We start from the raw sequence: 17,903 nt of genomic DNA, 5'->3' as shown, positions 1-17,903 counted from the left end.
GGCTCAGCCCAGCGACAGCGCCTCGCCGTCACCGAAGGTGCTGAGCAGCACCCCGACCGCGCCGATCGCTCCGTTGGGACCGGTCCAGAAGTCCGCGCCACGGGGGTCGAGCGCGACGACCGATCCGGGGCCGAGGACCGTGGCCGCGGCGCCGGGCGGGACCCGCACCGCGGTGTCCTCGCCGAGGCCCCACGCGACCTGACCACCCTCGAGGGCGCCGAGGTCGAAGAGCTTGCCCCAGCGGTAGTCGAGCGTGAGCGACGGCACGAGCGAGCCCGTCACGAGCCCGAGCCCACGCTGCCACTGCCCGTCGCCGGTGCGGAAGCTCGCGATCGCCTCGTCCTCGTAGTTCATGTCGGTCGGGTCGGCCTTCGTCGAGAACCACGTGCCGAGGGCGGCGGTGAGGTGCCGGTCGGCGAGGACCACGGGCGACGTGAGGACGGCCGTGCGGACCTTGTCGGCGAAGGCCGGGTTCCCGACGGCGGACGCGACGGACGCCGGGGTCTCGCCGGCGAGGAGCACGCCGGCGGCTCCCGTCGTCACGACCTTCGACTTCCTGTCGGCCTCGACGACCTCGACCGAGCCCTTCCAACCCGCGGCCTTGAGCGCGTCGGTGTAGGCCTTGATCGCCTTCTTGTCCTTCGACGACGCGGCGAGCAGGACGACGCGCGGCTGGGCACCCACCGCGACCGCCGCCTGCGTGTCGGCCACGAAGCGGTCGACGACGGCGGTCGACCCACCGCCCACGACGTCACCGCCGAGATAGACGGTGCCCGCAGCCCCGGCGATGCTCGGCCCCGAGGCCGGCGCCGGCGTCGGGGCAGCGACCGGCGCCCCGTTGCGCGTCACGGTCCGCCCCACGAAGTCGTATGCCGTGGCGTTGCCTGCCGCGTCCGGCGGGAGGAGGTGTGTGAGCACGTTGCGGGTGGAGAGCACGCTGTTCGGTCCGACCCACGCGACCGGTGAGGACAGCGTCTCGAGGTCGAGGACGGCCACCGAGGAGGCGCCGAAGACACCTGAGAGGGTCGTGTCAGCGGTGTTGCGGACCCCGGTGGCGTAGTCGACGCCGACGCCGAGCCGACTCGCCCCGCCGAAGCGCTCGTCCGAGGACGCGAGCGTCGACAGGAGACGGCCGAAGCGCCCGCGCTGGTAGAAGTGCTGGTCGTAGATGGCCTGCGTCGAGCCGAAGCGGAGCCCGCGCTCGCGGTCGGCGTCGTCGCCCCACCAGACGAGCGAGCTGTCGCGACGGAGGCCGTCCCACGGGCCGAGCTCTCCGACGTAGCCGTTGATCATCGAGCGCGACTCGACGGCGGCTCCGGCGCTCGTGCCACCGACGGCGGCGCCACGGGCGAAGGCCGCCTCGAGCGCCGCCTCCGCGGGGGTGTCGGCGAGGACGGACATCGCAAGGCCCTGGTCGCCCCCGAGGATGAAGACCCCGTCGGTCTGGTCGGTCACCATGACCGAGCTCGCCGGGTCCTCCGCGTCGGCACGGTCGAGCAGCGGGGCGAGCACGGCGGTGCACCCGGTGAAGGGTGCCGTGAGGACGGCGTCGCAGGCCGCGTCGACCTCGTCGGTGCGCTGCTGCGCGAGGGTGAGGTTCTCCTCGCGGTCCGCCGGTGCGTCGCCGTAGGACGAGGGCACGACCACGATGTCGACCGTCGGCCCGCTCGCGCCGTCGGCCGCCGCGCGGGCGAAGCCCTGGAGCGTCGCGAGTGTGTAGCCACCACCGATGGGGGTCATCGTCGTCGGGTCGGCCGCCCGGGCGGACCCTCCCGCGAGGAAGACGCCGCAGGCGGTGACGGCAGCGGCGGTGGACAGGGCGAGGGTGCGGGCAGCGCGCGACGTCGGGGCCATGGAGCCCAACCTAGGGTGCCGCCGTCGATCCCGCTCGGCGACGGCGCCCCTCCGCTCAGCGACGGCGCCTCTCCGCTCAGCGGAGCGAGTGCTCGTCGCCCAGCCGGGCGGCGACCTTGTCCGGCAGCCGGCGGTTGAGGGAGAAGAGCCTCCCGAGGACGGGCATGAGGACGATGTTGAGCCCGTGCAGGATCCCGATGATGAGGAGGATCCCGCCGATCCGGATGAGCTCGAACTTCACCTGCGCGGCGGTGACGTCGGTGATCGGCTGGGCCAGGGCCCAGTCGGGGTTGGGCGCCACCTGGAGGGTGAAGAGGATGAAGGCCGCGAAGATGAGGTAGTAGACGATGTCGGTGAGGACGATGTAGCTCTTGCCCGTGAGCGGGTTGTCATGGAAGACGTCGGCGGCATAGGCCCGGCCGAACCTCTTGATGAACGGCCCGAGCCACAGCGCCATGCCGAGGAGGACGAGGTTCGTGGCGACTTCGAGGATCCACCAGGGCATGGCGAGGGTTCCGTTCTCTGAGCGGGGAGTGAGGGTGAGGACGGCCGTGGTGGCCGCGACGACGACGAGGGCGCCGACGAGCGACCAGCGCGCGGCGGCGCGACGACGGACGCGGTCGGCGTCGATGCTCTCGACGACGCGCTCGAAGAGGTCGGGCGAGGGCTCGACCGGGTAGTCGTGCAGGACACGGGTGAGCCGGTCCTCGATGTCGCTCATCGGCTGCCCTCCAGGGTCTGGGCGAGGCCGGCGAGCCCTCGCTGCAGGTGGGTCTTGACGGTGTTGTGCGAGAGGCCGAGGGTCTCGGCGATGTCGGGGATGCCGAGGTCGAGGTAGTAGCGCAGGGTCACGCAGTCCCGTTGGCGGCGCGGCAGGTCGCGGAGCGCGTCGATGACCTCCTGGCGTTCGGCCCGTGTCGCCGCGTCCTCCTCCGCGGAGGGCGCATCGGGCAGCGCCGGCGGTCGGTGGCGGAGCGAGACCAGGCCGCGGCGGTTGTGGTCTCGCGCGAGGTTGATGACGATCGAACGGAGGTATGCCGCCGCGCTGCCGCCGTGGCGGATCCGACCTGCGTTGCGGGACAAACGGATGAACGCCTCCTGGACGAGGTCCTCGGCGGCCGTGCGGTCGTCGAGGTAGAACCGGGCGAGCCGGGTGAGGGAGGCCGCCTCCTGCGCGAAGAGCGCGACGACGTCGGGGTCGGTCCTGGCGCCCACCCCGGGGTCGGTTGCGGCCATCCGGCGCTCGGCGAGGGTCTCCATCGCCCTGACAGACGCGCGAGCAGGGGGGTCCGGGTGACCGACCGGGAAAGGATTTTCCTGTGAGTTCTCGAGGTCACCCGACAGCCGACGAGGGCCGTCTGCAGTGGTGTCGGCACCCTGCCGACCACGCCGAAAGGACACCTGTGATGCTCACCTCCACCCGCTCCCGGGTCGCTGTCGGGACGACCGCCATCGTCCTCCTCACCGCCACCCCCGCGCTGGCGTTCGGACCATTCCTGCGGACGAGCGGCCCGCTCCGCGACTTCGCCCCCGCCGCGGCCGGCCCGTTCGACGGCGCGAGCGCCAGGGTCCAGCTCGTCGAGTCGGCGCAGGGCAGCCACGCCGTCCTCACGGTCGACGGCATCGGGGCCGACGCCGAGGGCCGCACCTTCGGTGCCCACCTCCACGACGGTCCGTGCGTCGCCGGTGACGGCGCGGCCGCCATGGGGCACTACAACTCCGACGCGCACGCCGGGCACTCCCCCGTGGCCGTCAACGACCGGACCGAGATCTGGCTCGACTTCACCGTCGTCGACGGCGAGGGGACCGGCACGGCGAGCGTGCCCTTCGTGCCCGAGCACGGCAAGCGGTCGGTCGTCATCCACGCCGACCCGACGAACCCGCAGACCGGTGGCGCCGGACCGCGGCTCGCCTGCAAGACGGTGGAGTGGTGACGGTGCGCCTGCTCCGACACCTCGTCGCCGGCCTGCTGCTCGGCATCGGGCTCGGTACGGTGGCGCGCGGCTTCATGGCGCTGCTCACCGAGGACCCCCAGTTCAGCTGGGAGGGCACGGCCTTCATCCTCGGCGTCTTCGCCGTCGCCGGACTGGTCCTGGCCGCGGCCCACTTCGCCAGGCTCCGCCGCGGGTCACGGTGGTGGAAGCTCGTCACCCTGCCCGCCGTGCTGCTCTTCTTCGGGCCCGGCATGCTCCTCGCCCCGGCGGTCCTCGGCCTGTCGCTCGCCGCGTCACGGCGGGGCTGGGTGCGGGCCGTCGGGGTGGTGGTCCTGGCCGGGTCCATCGGGATGCTGGCGCTGCTGGGCGAGACCGCCGACGAGCCCCTCACCCTCCGCACGGCGGCCGGCTTCGTCGTCATGTATGCCGTCTGCGCAGTCCTCGCGGCCGGCGCACGACTCGCCCTCACGGGCTGGGAGCCGAAGCGGTCAGGCGCCGCGGCGTCGTCGGCCGAGGCCCAGCCCGGCGGAGGCGACGGCCCCCGCGACAGCAGCGAGCGCCGCCCCACGGAAGACCCACTCGGCCTGGACGACCGCCGCGTCGAGGAGCGCCTGGGCGTTGGTCTGGTCGGGCAGTGAGGCCACGGCGGCGTAGTACTGGTGCAGCCCGATCGCGGTGAGCAGCGCAAGCCCCACCACCATGCCGATCATCCGGGCGACGACCACGAGCGCACTCGCGGTGCCGTGGGCGTCCTCGGGTGAGTCGGCGAGGGCCGCGTTGTTGACCGGTGCGAGCGCGAGCCCGATGCCGAGACCGACGAGGGCGAGGACGGGCGTCGCCGTCCACTCCCCCAGCGAGCCGCGGCCCCACGTCGACATGACGACGAGCCCGGCGGCGGCGAGCGCGAGACCTGCACCGCTCACCAGCCCGTCACCGACACGGCGCAACGACCACCCGCCGAGCAGCGCACCGACCGGCACGGCGACGAGGAAGCGCACGAGGACGAAGGCCGCGACCGTCTCGCTCTCGGTGTGCACGAGGCGGGCGAGGAGCGGCACGTCGACGATGACGGCGACGAGCGCGACGCCCACGCACAGCGAGACGACGAGCGCCCAGCGAGTGCGACCGACCACGACCCCTCGCGGGACGAGCGGCTGCCCGGCACGCCGGTGGTGGAGGAGGAAGAGACCGGAGAGCGCCACGGCGACCGGCAGGAGCGCGAACCCGAGCGGCCCCACGACCTCCTTCTCCGGGTCGGCCGCCGCGAAGGTGAGGACGATGCAGCCCAGCGCGCCCCCGAGGAGCAGGGCGCCGAGCAGGTCGGCCCGTCGCAGCACCGGCCAGGCCCCGCGGACCCAGAGACCCACGGCCACCACGACGAGCACGAGCGCGACCACGCCGACCGGCGTCGCCAGCCGCGACGTCGCCGACCCGAAGGGCACGAAGGGCACCCCGAGCGACACCGACGTCACGAGCGCCTCGGGGGCGGCGAGCGCGAGCCACGTCACGGCGGCCGCGACGAGCGAGACGGCCACGGGCAGCGGGCGGGGACGGGACGGCATACCACCGCCGACGGCGACCACGGCGGCGGCGAGGGCGACACCGAGCAGCGCGTTGAGCCAGAAGATCGCCCGCCAGTCCGCGACGGCGAGGACGGCCGCACCGAGCACGGGGCCGAGGACCGACCCGAGCTCCTGCACCGCGCCGACGACCCCGAGCGGGGTGCCGCGGCGGTCACGGTCCCAGAGCTGGGCGACGATCGCGAGGGTTGCTGGGACGAGCCCGCCGCCGCCGACGCCCTGGATGACGCGACCGGCGACGAGCACCGGCAGCTCGACCGCGAGCGCCGTCACCGCCGAGCCGGCGACGAAGACGGCGAGGCAGCCGAGGAGGACACGCTGTCGCGACGTGAGGTCGGCGAGCCGGCCGATGAGCGGCAGCACCGCAATGTAGCCGAGGAGGAAGCCGGAGACGATCGGCGTCGCACGCTGGAGGGCGTCGATCCCGATGCCGACCCCCGACATCATGTCGGTGAGCGCCAGCACGACGACATAGGTGTCGGCGGCGGCGAGCGCCACGGCGACCGAGGCGGTCGCGAGCAGCGCCCGGGGGCGAGCGGTGGCGGCCAGTGGCTCGTCGCTCCTAGGGGCGGGTGATCTCAACCGCGGTCCCGTAGTCCTTGAGGCGCAGGGTGAAGGTCGACGTCGTCCCGGCGAAGAACGGCCCGGTCATGTCGGCGAGCTGGAGCCGGTCGTCCTTCGTGATGCCGTAGGTCACCTCGAAGGTGCCCTTGCCGTCGCCGAGGTTGAACAGCTCCTTGATCCGCGAGCCGGGGAGCGTGCCGGAGTACTGCTGGAGGACCGCCGCCCCGTCGCGCACCTCCTTGCCCTCCTGGGGGTCGACCGTGTCGGCGAGGAGCTGCGAGATGCCCTTGGCCGGGTCGAAGAAGTTCGACGGGTTGGGCGCGCCGAGCTCCGTCAGGTCGGTCGGGTTGTAGTCCGGCGTGAAGAACTTCATGTATGCCGTGTCACCGATCGTGATGACCTCGGCCGACCCGCTCACGCCCTTGATCGTCGCGGTGACGTTGCCCTTGAACTTCGGCTCGGTCGCGCTGATCTCACCGGTGCCGATCGCGCCGGTGACGCCGTTCTCGGTCTTCGGGACGTTCTTGCTCGACAGGGTGAGACCGACGAACTTCGCGCCGTCGAAGACGGCCTTGGCCTCCGCGAGCGCGGTCTTCGGGTCGGCCTTCGTCTCGGGCTCGGAGCCGCCGGAGCACGCGGTGAGGAGTCCGAGGGTCGCGGCGGCGGCCGTGACCGACCCGGCCAGCAGAGCGCGTCGTCGCATGGCGCACACCCTACTGGCCGGGCCTGTCGTCACCGGAGGGTCAGGCCGTCGCCCTCCCGGTCGACCGTGACGGTCTGGCCGTCGCGCACCTGTCCTGCGAGGAGCGCGCGTGCGAGCCGGTCACCGATCTCCTTCTGGACGAGCCGGCGGAGCGGACGAGCCCCGTATGCCGGGTCGTAGCCGGTCTCGGCGAGCCACTCGCGCGCCGCGTCGGTGACCTCGAGGTCGATCCGGCGGTCCTTGAGCCGGGTGCCGAGGGCGCGCACCTGGAGCTCGACGATGTGCGCGAGCTCGTCGCGGCTCAGCGGGTCGAAGACGACGACCTCGTCGAGCCGGTTGAGGAACTCGGGCTTGAAGGCCGAGCGCACCGCCGCCAGGACGGCCTCGCGCTTGGCATCCGGGTCAAGCGTCGGGTCGATGAGGAACTGGCTCCCGAGGTTGCTCGTCATGACGAGGATGACGTTGCGGAAGTCGACCGTGCGGCCCTGGCCGTCGGTGAGCCGGCCGTCGTCGAGCACCTGCAGGAGGATGTCGAAGGTCTCCGGGTGGGCCTTCTCGACCTCGTCGAGGAGGACGACGGAGTAGGGACGACGACGGACCGCCTCGGTGAGCTGGCCGCCCTCCTCGTGGCCGATGTAGCCGGGCGGCGCACCGATGAGGCGGGCTACGGCGTGGCGCTCGGAGTACTCGGACATGTCGATGCGGACCATGGCGCGCTCGTCGTCGAAGAGGAAGTCGGCGAGCGACTTCGCGAGCTCGGTCTTGCCGACACCGGTGGGGCCGAGGAAGAGGAAGCTGCCCGTCGGCCGGTCGGGGTCGGCGATGCCGGCGCGGCTGCGGCGCACCGCGTCTGAGACGGCCTGCACCGCCGAGGTCTGGCCGATGAGGCGGGAGCCGATGATCGTCTCCATCGAGAGCAGCTTCTCGGTCTCGCCCTGGAGGAGGCGTCCGGCCGGGATGCCCGTCCAGGCGGAGATGACCTCGGCGATGTCGTCGGCCCCCACCCGCTCCTTGACCATGAGGTCGTCGCCACCACGGGCGACCTCGGCCTCGCTCGCGGCCGCGAGCTGCTTCTCGAGCTCGGGGATCTCGCCGTAGAGCAGACGGGAGGCGCCCTCGTAGTCGCCGTCGCGCTGGAGGCGCTCGGCACGGGTACGGGCGTCGTCGACCTGCGCCTTGAGGTCGCCGACCCGGTTGAGCCCTGACTTCTCGGCGTCCCAGCGGGCGTTGAGCGCCGACAGCTGCTCGGTCTTGTCGGCGAGGTCCTCGCGAAGGCGGGCGAGGCGCTCGACCGAGGCCTCGTCGGTCTCGCGCTCGAGGTGGAGCTCCTCCATCTTGAGCCGGTCGACGGCGCGACGGAGCTCGTCGATCTCGACCGGGCTGGAGTCGATCTCCATGCGCAGGCGGGAGGCCGCCTCGTCGACGAGGTCGATGGCCTTGTCGGGGAGCTGCCGCCCGGTGATGTAGCGGTCGGAGAGCGAGGCTGCGGCGACGAGGGCGGAGTCCTCGATCTCGACCTTGTGGTGCGCCTCGTAGCGCTCCTTGAGCCCGCGCAGGATCGCGACGGTGTCCTCGACCGAGGGCTCGCCGACGAAGACCTGCTGGAAGCGGCGCTCGAGCGCGGGGTCCTTCTCGACGTGCTCGCGGAACTCGTCGAGGGTCGTCGCACCGACGAGCCGGAGCTCGCCGCGGGCGAGCATCGGCTTGAGCATGTTGCCGGCGTCCATCGCGCCCTCGCCGGTCGCGCCGGCTCCGACGACGGTGTGGAGCTCGTCGATAAAGGTGACGATCTGGCCGTTGCTCGCCTTGATCTCCTCGAGGACGGCCTTGAGCCGCTCCTCGAACTCGCCGCGGTACTTCGCGCCCGCGACCATCGCGCCGAGGTCGAGGCTGATGAGCCGCTTGTCGCGCAGCGACTCGGGCACGTCGCCGTCGACGATGCGTTGGGCCAGACCCTCGACGACGGCCGTCTTGCCGACACCGGGCTCGCCGATGAGGACGGGGTTGTTCTTCGTCCGGCGCGAGAGCACCTGGACGACGCGTCGGATCTCGGAGTCGCGGCCGATGACGGGGTCGAGCCGCCCGTCGCGCGCCATGGCGGTGAGGTCGGTGCCGTACTTCTCGAGCGACTCGCTGCCGCTCTCCTGCGCCTCGGAGGTCACCTTGCGACCGGCCCGGAGCTCGTCGATGCGGGCCTCGACGTCCTTGCCCGCCGACCGGTCGACACCGGGCAGCGCGCCCTTCTCGACGAGGGCGAGGACGAGGAGGTCGGTGGCGAGGTGGGTGTCGCCCTTGGCGGACATGAGCGTGCTTGCCTGCTGGAGCACGCCAAGCGCCGCCTGCCCGAGCGAGGGGGTGGCGGTGCTGGGACCGGAGCTCACCGGCATACGGGACAGCGCGGAGCGCGCGGCCGTCGTGACGGCCTCGACCGTGGTGCCGGCGGCCTCGAGCAGCGCCGGGGTCGACGTGTCGGGCTGCTCGACGAGCGCGAGGGCGAGGTGGTCGGGGGTGATCTCCGGATGACCGGCTGCCTGGGCGGTGCGCTGAGCGAGCGCGAGCGCCTCGGCGACCTTGGTCGTCGGCGTGAGTTCCATCGTGGCTGTCTCCTGAGGATCGTGAGGTCACGGGTTCGTCAGGTGCAACGAGCACAGGGTTGAGTTGATTCCACTCAACTCTGTGCTCGTCAGCAGGTCGCTGCCAGGTCCTGCACCTCGTCGGTGGGCTCGCTCGGGGTGGGCGTGCTCGTCGTCGGTGGCGGGGTCGAGGGCGACGGGGTGGCCGTGGCGTCCCGGGGCTCGATCGCGGACTTCACGAGGCTGCGGATCTTCTCGTAGTCGGGGTTCGCGACCCGGACGACCTTGTTGGTGATCGGCAGGCTGCGGATCGAGCCGTCCTTCTGCACCGTGCCGACGAGCTGGGCCCACGCCGGCAGCTCGGACGTGGGGATGTCGAGGGTGAGGTTGTCCTTGATGACCTTGGCGAGGTCGGGGTAGTTGCGCAGCAGCTGCACGGGGTTGGCCTGGTCGATGATCGCACCGGTGACGCAGCGCTGGCGGCGCATCCGGCTGAAGTCGTCGCTGCCCGCCCGCGACCGGGCGTACCAGAGCGCGTGGAAGCCGTCGAGGTGCTGCGGTCCGAGCTCGATCCACTGCTCCTTGCCGTGCGCGAAGACGATCCGCCCGCCCACGAGCTTGCACGAGACGCAGACCCGCTCCTTGACGTTGATGTCGACCCCGCCCATGGCGTCGACGAGCGACTGGAACCCCTGGAGGTTGACGACGAGGGTGCGGTCGATCGTCAGCCCGAGGATCTCGCCGATGACGTCGCGGGTCGAGGTGAGGCCCGGGTTGCTGTCGCCGGGAAAGAGGTCGGCGTGGTCGGTCGCGAGGGTCCAGATCCCGTTGAGCAGGCACTCGTCACCGCAGTCGTAGCCGTTCGGGTAGAGCTTGGAGAGCGGGTTCGACGAGGGGATGGGCGCGCGCTCGAGGTTGCGGGGCAGGCTGAAGAGGACCGTCTGGCCGTTCTCCGTGTCGATGCTCGCGACCATCATCGAGTCGGTGCGGACGCCGATGCGGTCGTCACCCGCGTCCGAGCCGAGGAGCAGGACGTTGACGCGCGGCTTGTCCGCCCAGGCGTTGGCCTCCGCCTCGCTGCCGCCACCCGCGAGGTTGCCCCCGGTGAGGACCTGGACGACGTCGTGCTGGATCGTGAGGTAGCGGACGGCCGTCACCGCGGGTGCGAGGACGAGCAGGCAGCAGACCGCGGCGAACAGCGCCCGCCGGCCGGTGCCGGGGCCGCGCGGGGCGGTCTCCCTGGCGGTGAGCAGGATGCCCGCACACCAGAGCAGGGAGCCCACGATGGTGGCGACGAGCAGCATGACGAGGATGCGTGGGCGCACGGCGAGGTCGAGAGCCGCGACGACGAACCCCTTGCGCCAGGCATAGAAGAGGACGAGCGAGCCGAGGAGCAGAGCGCCCGCGACGAGCGCGAGCCCGAGGCCCCGCCGACGGGTGGGGATGAGCCCGGCACCGGGGAGGACCGTGCTCAGCGCGGTGAGACCGAAGAAGCGGCCGGACCCGCCCGTCGTGTCGTACTCGTCGACGTCGTCCTCGTCGTAGTCGACCGCGTCGCTGTCGTCGCCGTCGTGGTTGTCGTCGACGTCGTCCTCGCGCCAGGTGCCGCGTCGGCGGCGGGCGTCGTCATTGTGCACGAGCACATCATGCCGCGCGACGCCACGGGATCAGTGAGGCTGGACCGAAGTTCGCGCCGGATCGTTGTCGCTGCCGAACCACGGCGCCGAGCCGGCCGGTCGCACGGGCTCGATCCACTTCGGCGGGACGGCCTCCCGGCGTGAGGCACCGCTGGCCCAGCGACGCACGTGGGGCGCCACGTGCTCGCGCCACCAGAGAAGCTCCTCGCGCGCCGAGGCGGCCAACCGGCGTGGCGGCGACGGGAGGCCGGCGACGTCCGGTGTCGCGGGCGGCCCCAGGCCCAGCACGGAACCGACGATGGAGGCGAGGCGCTCGTGGCCGAGCGGCGACGGATGCACCCGGTCCGGCGCCCACAGCCGGCGGTCGGCCCACTCCTGCCGCCCGGAGACGTCGGCCACGAGCACGCCACGGGCCCGGGCCACCTCGCGCAGGCCGGCGTTGAGCGCGCGCACCCTCGAGCTCACCGGACGCAGGACGGGCGAACCGCTCAGCTCGAAGCCGGTGAAGACGACGACGGTGCCCACCGTGCCGGCGAGGCGATCGAGCGCGTGCTCGACCGACGCCAGGACGTCGTCGAGCCGGACGACCGGCCGCAGGATGTCGTTGCCGCCGGCCCAGACGGTGACGACGTCAGGTTGCAACCGCAGCGCCGCGGGCAGCTGGTCGACGACGACGTCCCGGGCCGTCCGCCCGCGCAGCGCAAGGTTGGCGTACTCGACGAGGGGGTCCTCGACCGACAAGCGTGCCGCGAAGCGGTCGGCCCAGCCACGGAGCCCGTTGGGCCACGCCGGGTGTGGGTCGCCGACGCCCTCGGTGAGCGAGTCGCCCAGGGCGACGAACCTGGTCACGAGCGGACCGTATGCCGTCCGGCCGCCGCTCCCGTGGCCCTCACGCGACGGGCCGGGAACGTCGCGGCGAACATCAGGGGACCGGCGCACGTCGCACTGGCGCCCGACGGCGTCGACATGGCAGACAGGCGTCGTGCACCCGGGCCGTCTCGTCGTCGTCGGCGACTCCTTCAGCGAAGGGGTCGGAGACCCGCACCTCCACTACCCCAACGGCTTCCGCGGCTGGGCCGACCGCATGGCCCGCCAGCTCGGACGGGCAGACCCACGGTGGGAGTACGCCAACCTCGCGATCCGCAGCAAGGTCCTCGACCAGGTGGTGGCCGAGCAGGTCGACGCCGCTCTCGCGCTCGAGCCCACCCATGTCTCGTTCTATGCCGGCGGCAACGACATCCTCTCGTTGCGCACCGATCTCGACTCGCTGGTCCGTCGGCACGAGGCCGCGATGCTCCGCCTGGGGTCGACCGGTGCCCAGGTCCTCGTGTTCACGGCGTTCGACACGAGGACGACCGCGCTGCTCGAGCCGCTGCGCCGCCGGGTGCTCGCCTTCAACGACGCCGTGCGCGACCTCGCCGGCACCCACGGCGCGACGCTGCTCGACCACACGCTCATGCGCGAGTACGAGGACCGGCGGCTGTGGGCGCCGGACAAGATCCACATGAGCCGGCTCGGGCACAAGCGGATGGCGGCCTTCGTGCTGCACGAGCTCGGCGTGCCGCACACCCTGCGGCTGCGCGACCTCGGAGAGCCCGAGCGGCGGGACTGGCGTCGGGCCGTCCGCGACGAGGGGCGCTTCCTCCGCACCGAGGTCCTGCCCCTCGTCCGCCGCCGGCTCAGCGGCCGCTACGACGGTGACACGGCACAGCCCAAGTGGCCCGAGCCCATCCGCCCCGCCGAGGGGATGAAGCGGCTCGCCCGTCGCCGATCCCGTCCGGCCGTGGCTCGGGGGGCCGAGTAGGTCGAGGCAGTGCCCCCTCCGCTCGGAGAGGGCCGGCCGGCAGCTGCGCGGACCGTGACCACCTCCGCGCCTCAGGGCACCGCGTCGGCCCCGTCACCGCCGGAGAGCCAGGCGACGGCGTCGTCGACGAGATCCTCCGGCGACTTCCGCAGGTCTAGCACGACCCCGCTCTCGTCGAGGTCGAGCGGCTCGAGGGTGTCGATCTGCGACTGCAGCAGGCTCGACGGCATGAAGTGGCCCGAGCGCACCGACAGCCGGTCCCTGATGACGTCGGCGGGACCATCGAGGTGCACGAAGGCCACCGACGGGGGGCCGGTGCGCAGGACGTCGCGGTAGGACCGCCTCAGCGCCGAGCAGGTGATGATCGTCGAGACCCCGGCCTCGTCACGCGCCGCCATCCACTCGGCGAGCGCCGTGAGCCAGGGCCAGCGGTCGGCGTCGGTGAGCGGGGTGCCGCGCTCCATCCGGGCGATGTTCTCCGGGGAGTGGAACGCGTCGGCCTCGGCGAACTCGAAGCCCGTCGCCTCGGCGATACCGTGCGCGACCGTCGTCTTGCCGCTCCCGGAGACGCCCATGACGACGACGTGGCGGGCGGTCCTGTCCGCGCTCATCGCAGCGTCTCGCCGGGACCGAGCGAGGTCAGGTCACCGAGCTCGGAGCGCGTCGGCAGCCCGGCCCAGTCGCCCCGGGTGCTCACGGCCCAGGCCCCGAGGGCGACCGCTCGGTCGAGCGCGTCACCGTCGGCGCGGTCGTCGAGCACGGCCGAGAGGAGGCCCGCGCAGAAGGCGTCGCCGGCGCCGACCGTGTCGACGGCCGAGACCGCCACGGCCCCACGGTCCGAGCGACCGTCGGACGTAAAGAGGCTGGCACCGGATGCGCCGCGCTTCACGGCCACGGCGTCGACGCCGCTGTCGAGCAGACCGGCCACGGCCTCGTCCTCGGGACCGTCGGCGACGATGCCGAGCTCGTCCTCCCCGGCGACGAGCAGGCTCACGGCCGGCAGGAGGGCGCGCAGCACCGGCGCGGCCGCGTCGCGGCTCCACAGCCGGGCGCGGTGGTTGACGTCGAGGCTCACCCGAACGCCGGCCTCACGGGCGACCGACACGGCACGGCTCACGGCCTCTGCGGCGGTCGGCGACAGCGCCGGGGTGACACCGGTGACGTGGAGCAGTCGCGCGGAGCGGATCGCGTCGAGCGGCAGGTCGTCCGGCCCGAGCCGTGACCCCGCCGAGCCGGCGCGGACGTAGTGGACGCGGGTGAGGTCGGCGGCGCGCTGCTCGAGGAACATGAGCCCGGTCGCCGCCGAGCCGTCGACGACGACGTCCTCGACGCCCACCCCCTCACCACGCAGGGTGCGGACGACGGCCTCGCCGAAGGGGTCGGACCCGACCCGGCCGACCCACGCGACGCGGTGGCCGAGACGCGAGAGCCCGATGGCGACGTTGGTCTCGGCGCCCGCGAGGTCCGGCGTGACGGGCACACCGAAGCCCAGCGGCCCGGGTGAGCGGAAGGACGCCAGCGCCTCGCCGAGCGTGACGACGTCAGCCGTCATGACGACTGACCTGCGTCGGCAGCCCACGAGGCGAACGCCTGAGCCCTGCCCCGGAGCGCGTCGAGCGACCCACCGGAGGCGGCGTCACCGACGAGCGGACCACCCACACCGACGCCGACAGCCCCGGCGGTGAGGTAGGCGCGGGCCTCCGAGACGCCCACTCCCCCGACGGCCATGAAGGCGATGTCCGGGAAGGGGTCACGCAGCGCCTTGAGCAGCCCGGGCCCACCGGCGGACGCAGGGAAGAGCTTGACGACGTCAGCGCCGGCCGACCACGCGGCATACGACTCGGTGGCGGTGAAAGCCCCCGCGGCACAGGGGATCCCGCGTCGGGCGGCAGCGGCGACAGCCGGCACGACCGCCGGCGTGACGACGAAGTCCCCACCCGCGCGAGCGACGGCTTCGACGTCCTCGTCGGTGAGCACCGTGCCGGCGCCCACGAAGGCGCCCGCGGGCGCAGACTCGCGCAGCGACGCGATGGTCGCGAGCGCATTCGGCGTCGTCAGGGTGACCTCGACGAGCCGGATGCCCTCCTCGAGGAGGACTCGACCGGCGTCGAGCGACGCCTGCGCGGACGTCCCCCGCACGATCGCCATGACCGGGTGCGAGGCGAGCACCTCGCGCAGCTGACCGGGACCCATCGAGCCCGTCACCACTCGGCGAACGCGCCGTCGGGGTGGCGCCACACGGGGCCGCGCCAGGCGTGACCGACCTTGTCGGCGGCGCGCACGGCAGCCTCGTCGATCTCGATGCCGAGGCCGGGACCGGTGAGCCGGGCGATGTGACCGTCGACGAACTCGAGCGGCTCGGTGTCGACGAGGTAGTCGAGGACGTCGGCGCCACGGTTGTAGTGGATGCCGATGCTCTGCTCCTGGATGAGGTGGTTCGTCGTCGCGAACGCCACCTGCAGCGATGACGCGAGCGCGAGCGGACCGAGCGGGCAGTGTGGCGCGAGCGCGGCGTCGTAGGCCTCGGCGAGAGCGGCGATCTTGCGCACCTCGGTGATGCCGCCGGCGTGCGAGAGGTCCGGCTGGACGACCGCGACACCGGCGTGGAGAACCGGCAGGAACTCCTGGCGGGAGTAGAGCCGCTCACCCGTCGACACCGGCGTCGTCGTCGACTGCACGAACTGCGCGATGAGGTGCGAGTTCTCCGGCGTCACCGGCTCCTCGAGGAAGAGCGGACGGTAGGGCTCGAGCAGCGGGGCGACCCGGCGCGCGCCCGCCAGGCTGAACCGGCCGTGGAAGTCGACGGCGACGTCGCCGTGCTCCCCGAGGACCTCGCGCGCAGCGGCGACCCGGGCCACGACGCCGTCGACCTCGGCGACGGTCCCGAGCGGCGACATGCGCCCGCTCGCGTTCATCTTCACGGCGGTGAGGCCCGCGGCGACCTGCTCCGCGATGTGGTCGCGGACCTCGTTCGGCTCGTCGCCGCCGACCCAGCCGTAGACGCGGACACGGTCGCGGACGGCGCCCCCGAGCAGCTGGTGCACGGGTGCGGCGTACCTCTTGCCCTTGATGTCCCAGAGGGCTTGGTCGATGCCGGAGACGGCGCTGCCGAGGATGGGGCCGCCGCGGTAGAACGAGCCCTTGGTCATGACGGCCCAGTGGTCCTCGATCCGCTCGGGGTCGCCCCCGAGGATGACCTCGGCGAGCTGCTCGACCGCGGTGCGCACGGTCTCGGAGCGACCCTCGCAGGTCGCCTCGCCCCAGCCGACGAGGCCGTCCGAGGTCTCGATGCGGACGAAGAGCCAGCGGGGGGCGACGAGGAAGGTCTCGACGCGGTCGATGACGGACCCGGTGGACGCGGTGGTGGCGGTGGTCGACGTCATGGGTCAGCCCTTCGTGGCGCCGGCGGTGAGGCCGGAGACGACGTACTTCTGTGCGAGGAGGGCGATGACCATGATCGGCACGGTGACGACGGTCGCCGCCGCCATGAGGCCGCCCCAGTCGATCGCGGCGTACCCGACGAAGTCGAAGATCGCCACGGGCAGGGTCTTCGTCTTCGCCCCGGACAGCACGAGGGCGAACATGAAGTTGTTCCACGAGAAGATGAAGGCGAGGATCCCCGCCGTCGCCATGCCCGGTGTCGAGAGCGGCAGGGTGATCAGGCGGAAGGCCCCGATCGGGGTGAGCCCGTCGACCTGGGCGGACTCCTCGAGCTCGAGCGGCAGCCCGTCGAAGTAGCCCATCATGATGTAGACGACGAGCGGCAGCGACACGAACATGTGGCTGAGCACGAGGACCGTGAAGCCGCCGACGAGCTTGAGGTTGCTGAACACGTAGAACCACGGCACGAGCAGCGAGACACCCGGGATGACGCGCGCCATGAGGACGACGAGCGCCGAGCGCTTCATCGAGAACCGGCTCATCGAGTAGGCCGCCGGCACGCCGAGCAGCAGCGAGAGCACCGTCGAGACGAACGCGACCCAGAGGCTGTTGAGGATGAAGGTGACGTAGTTCGCCTGCTCGAGGACGGTCTTGTAGTTGTCGACCGTCGGCGAGAAGAGCAGCGCCTTGCTCGAGTCGTAGATGTCGACGTTGGTCTTGAGCGACGCCGCGACCATCCAGATGAGGGGCATGAGGAGCCCGAGGACGACGAGGACGAGCGCCCCGACGCGGAACGTCTTGTATGCCGTGCCGCCGCGCATCAGTAGTCCGCCTTCCGACGTGACGTGAGGGCCCACATCGACCCGATGATGATGAGGAAGAAGAGAATGAGGACGGTCGAGCTCGTGCCGTACTCGTTGTAGTCGAAGCTCAGGCCGTAGGCGTAGACGTTGAGCGTCTCGACCTCGTGGTAGCTGCCGCCGCCCTTGCCCTTGGTGGCATAGAGGATGTCGAAGGTCTTGAGCGCGTCGATGCCGCGCAGCAGGACGGCGACGATGATCGTCGACTTCATGAGCGGGAGGGTGATGTAGCGGAAGCGCTGCCACCCGCTGGCGCCGTCGATGAGCGCGGCCTCCTGCGGCTCGTCCGAGAGCGAGGTGAGCCCGGCGAGGAGGATGAGGACGACCATCGGCGTCCACTGCCAGATGTCGATGAGCATCGTGGTCCACAGCGCCGAGCTCGGGCCGGCGAGCCACGGCTGCTCGGGGATCCCGAACCAGCCGAGGACCTGGTTGGCGACACCGATGTTGGGGTCGAAGATGAGCCGCCACATCATGCCGACGGCGACGGGCGTCGCGACGAGCGGCATGAGGATCGCGACCCGCACCCACTTCTCACCGCGGAACGGGCGCCACAGGAGCAGCGCGATCGCCATGCCGAGGACGACCTCGACGAGGAGGACGACACCGGTGAACTGCACGGTGCGCCACACGGCCGGCCAGAAGCGGGCGGTGTCGGCGAGGACGTCGAGGTAGTTCTGCGCGCCGACGAACTCCTTCTCTGCGCGGACCGAGCCCTCGGCGTCCGTGAGGCTGAGATAGAGCGTCCACGCCACCGGGAAGATGATGAGCACGACGACGAACGCCATGGCGGGCGCGGCGAAGAGCCACTTGCGGTGGGTGTTGGCCCATCGGGAGAACCCGGACGTGCCCGTCACGGGGAGAGCGTCAGCAGACATCGGAGTGCGCCTTCGTGTGCCGTCGGTAAGGAAGTCGTATGCCGTGCCGTCCCGTCCCGGTGACCGCGCCACTCGCGCGGCGCGGCCACCGGGGTCGAGACGTCAGGCGGTCAGGACGTCAGGACGTGGGCCCGG

16 protein-coding genes are annotated in these 17,903 nt (G+C 72.2%); 2 read left to right on the top strand and 14 right to left on the bottom strand.

Annotated elements, in window-relative coordinates; genetic code table 11:
• Positions 1-3: 3 nt before the first annotated feature.
• From ACOJV7_RS09615 to ACOJV7_RS09605, 3 genes are all read right to left on the bottom strand, one after another.
• Entirely contained in the window at positions 4-1,854 is a 1,851-nt protein-coding gene (locus ACOJV7_RS09615; RefSeq protein ID WP_420189920.1) for a hypothetical protein, read from the bottom strand.
• Between the two features lie 76 nt (positions 1,855-1,930).
• The gene (locus ACOJV7_RS09610; protein ID WP_420189919.1) at positions 1,931-2,575 is read right to left on the bottom strand and encodes a hypothetical protein; all 645 of its coding nucleotides are present in this window, start codon (positions 2,573-2,575) and stop codon (positions 1,931-1,933) included.
• The gene (locus ACOJV7_RS09605) at positions 2,572-3,114 is read right to left on the bottom strand and encodes an RNA polymerase sigma factor (protein WP_420189918.1); all 543 of its coding nucleotides are present in this window, start codon (positions 3,112-3,114) and stop codon (positions 2,572-2,574) included. The genes ACOJV7_RS09610 and ACOJV7_RS09605 overlap by 4 nt, the downstream gene beginning before the upstream one ends.
• A gap of 146 nt (positions 3,115-3,260) precedes the next feature.
• Here ACOJV7_RS09605 and ACOJV7_RS09600 point away from each other — a divergent pair, with 146 nt between their 5' ends.
• Entirely contained in the window at positions 3,261-3,788 is a 528-nt protein-coding gene (locus ACOJV7_RS09600) for a superoxide dismutase family protein (RefSeq protein ID WP_420189917.1), read from the top strand.
• A gap of 488 nt (positions 3,789-4,276) precedes the next feature.
• Here the strand turns inward: ACOJV7_RS09600 and ACOJV7_RS09595 are convergent, their stop codons facing one another.
• The 5 genes from ACOJV7_RS09595 to ACOJV7_RS09575 all read right to left on the bottom strand — a co-directional run bounded on the left by ACOJV7_RS09595 (position 4,277) and on the right by ACOJV7_RS09575 (position 11,694).
• Positions 4,277-5,950, bottom strand: a complete 1,674-nt coding sequence (locus tag ACOJV7_RS09595; protein ID WP_420189916.1) for an MFS transporter — start codon at positions 5,948-5,950, stop codon at positions 4,277-4,279.
• A complete protein-coding gene (locus ACOJV7_RS09590) occupies positions 5,931-6,635 on the bottom strand; it encodes an LppX_LprAFG lipoprotein (protein WP_420189915.1) in 705 nt (234 codons plus the stop codon). Before ACOJV7_RS09590 ends, ACOJV7_RS09595 begins: the two co-directional genes overlap by 20 nt.
• Before the next feature lie 29 nt (positions 6,636-6,664).
• Positions 6,665-9,229: an ATP-dependent chaperone ClpB gene (gene clpB / locus ACOJV7_RS09585; protein ID WP_420189914.1), complete on the bottom strand. Its 2,565-nt coding sequence runs from the start codon at positions 9,227-9,229 to the stop codon at positions 6,665-6,667.
• 89 nt (positions 9,230-9,318) lie between these two features.
• A complete protein-coding gene (locus ACOJV7_RS09580; protein ID WP_420189912.1) occupies positions 9,319-10,845 on the bottom strand; it encodes an LCP family protein in 1,527 nt (508 codons plus the stop codon).
• A 30-nt stretch (positions 10,846-10,875) separates the two neighbouring features.
• Positions 10,876-11,694 carry an SGNH/GDSL hydrolase family protein gene (locus ACOJV7_RS09575; protein ID WP_420189911.1) on the bottom strand — a complete coding sequence of 273 codons (819 nt, stop codon included), beginning with the start codon at positions 11,692-11,694 and terminating at the stop codon, positions 10,876-10,878.
• Positions 11,695-11,827: 133 nt separating this feature from the next.
• On the opposite strand from ACOJV7_RS09575, the gene ACOJV7_RS09570 reads away from it, so the two are divergent.
• A complete protein-coding gene (locus ACOJV7_RS09570) occupies positions 11,828-12,649 on the top strand; it encodes an SGNH/GDSL hydrolase family protein (protein WP_420189910.1) in 822 nt (273 codons plus the stop codon).
• A 71-nt stretch (positions 12,650-12,720) separates the two neighbouring features.
• On the opposite strand, the gene ACOJV7_RS09565 is transcribed toward ACOJV7_RS09570, so the two are convergent.
• The 6 genes from ACOJV7_RS09565 to ACOJV7_RS09540 are packed head-to-tail and all read right to left on the bottom strand — an operon-like array spanning position 12,721 to position 17,768.
• A complete protein-coding gene (locus tag ACOJV7_RS09565) occupies positions 12,721-13,260 on the bottom strand; it encodes a gluconokinase (protein ID WP_420189909.1) in 540 nt (179 codons plus the stop codon).
• Positions 13,257-14,201 (bottom strand): sugar kinase, encoded by a 945-nt coding sequence (locus ACOJV7_RS09560; protein ID WP_420189908.1) that lies wholly within the window; start codon positions 14,199-14,201, stop codon positions 13,257-13,259. The genes ACOJV7_RS09565 and ACOJV7_RS09560 overlap by 4 nt, the downstream gene beginning before the upstream one ends.
• Entirely contained in the window at positions 14,198-14,842 is a 645-nt protein-coding gene (locus ACOJV7_RS09555) for a bifunctional 4-hydroxy-2-oxoglutarate aldolase/2-dehydro-3-deoxy-phosphogluconate aldolase (RefSeq protein ID WP_420189907.1), read from the bottom strand. Before ACOJV7_RS09555 ends, ACOJV7_RS09560 begins: the two co-directional genes overlap by 4 nt.
• Before the next feature lie 8 nt (positions 14,843-14,850).
• Complete coding sequence (gene dgoD / locus ACOJV7_RS09550) at positions 14,851-16,032, bottom strand: galactonate dehydratase (RefSeq protein ID WP_420189906.1); 1,182 nt, start codon at positions 16,030-16,032, stop codon at positions 14,851-14,853.
• 3 nt (positions 16,033-16,035) lie between these two features.
• Positions 16,036-16,851, bottom strand: a complete 816-nt coding sequence (locus ACOJV7_RS09545; RefSeq protein ID WP_420189905.1) for a carbohydrate ABC transporter permease — start codon at positions 16,849-16,851, stop codon at positions 16,036-16,038.
• On the bottom strand, positions 16,851-17,768 hold the full coding sequence (locus ACOJV7_RS09540; protein WP_420189904.1) for a carbohydrate ABC transporter permease: 918 nt from the start codon (positions 17,766-17,768) through the stop codon (positions 16,851-16,853). The genes ACOJV7_RS09545 and ACOJV7_RS09540 overlap by 1 nt, the downstream gene beginning before the upstream one ends.
• Positions 17,769-17,903 lie beyond the last annotated feature (135 nt).

The organism is Knoellia tibetensis, from assembly GCF_048606415.1.
GTDB lineage: Bacteria > Actinomycetota > Actinomycetes > Actinomycetales > Dermatophilaceae > Knoellia > Knoellia tibetensis.
The sequence above is the reverse complement of the archived record's forward strand: the minus strand, read 5'-3'. Positions and strand labels throughout refer to the sequence as shown.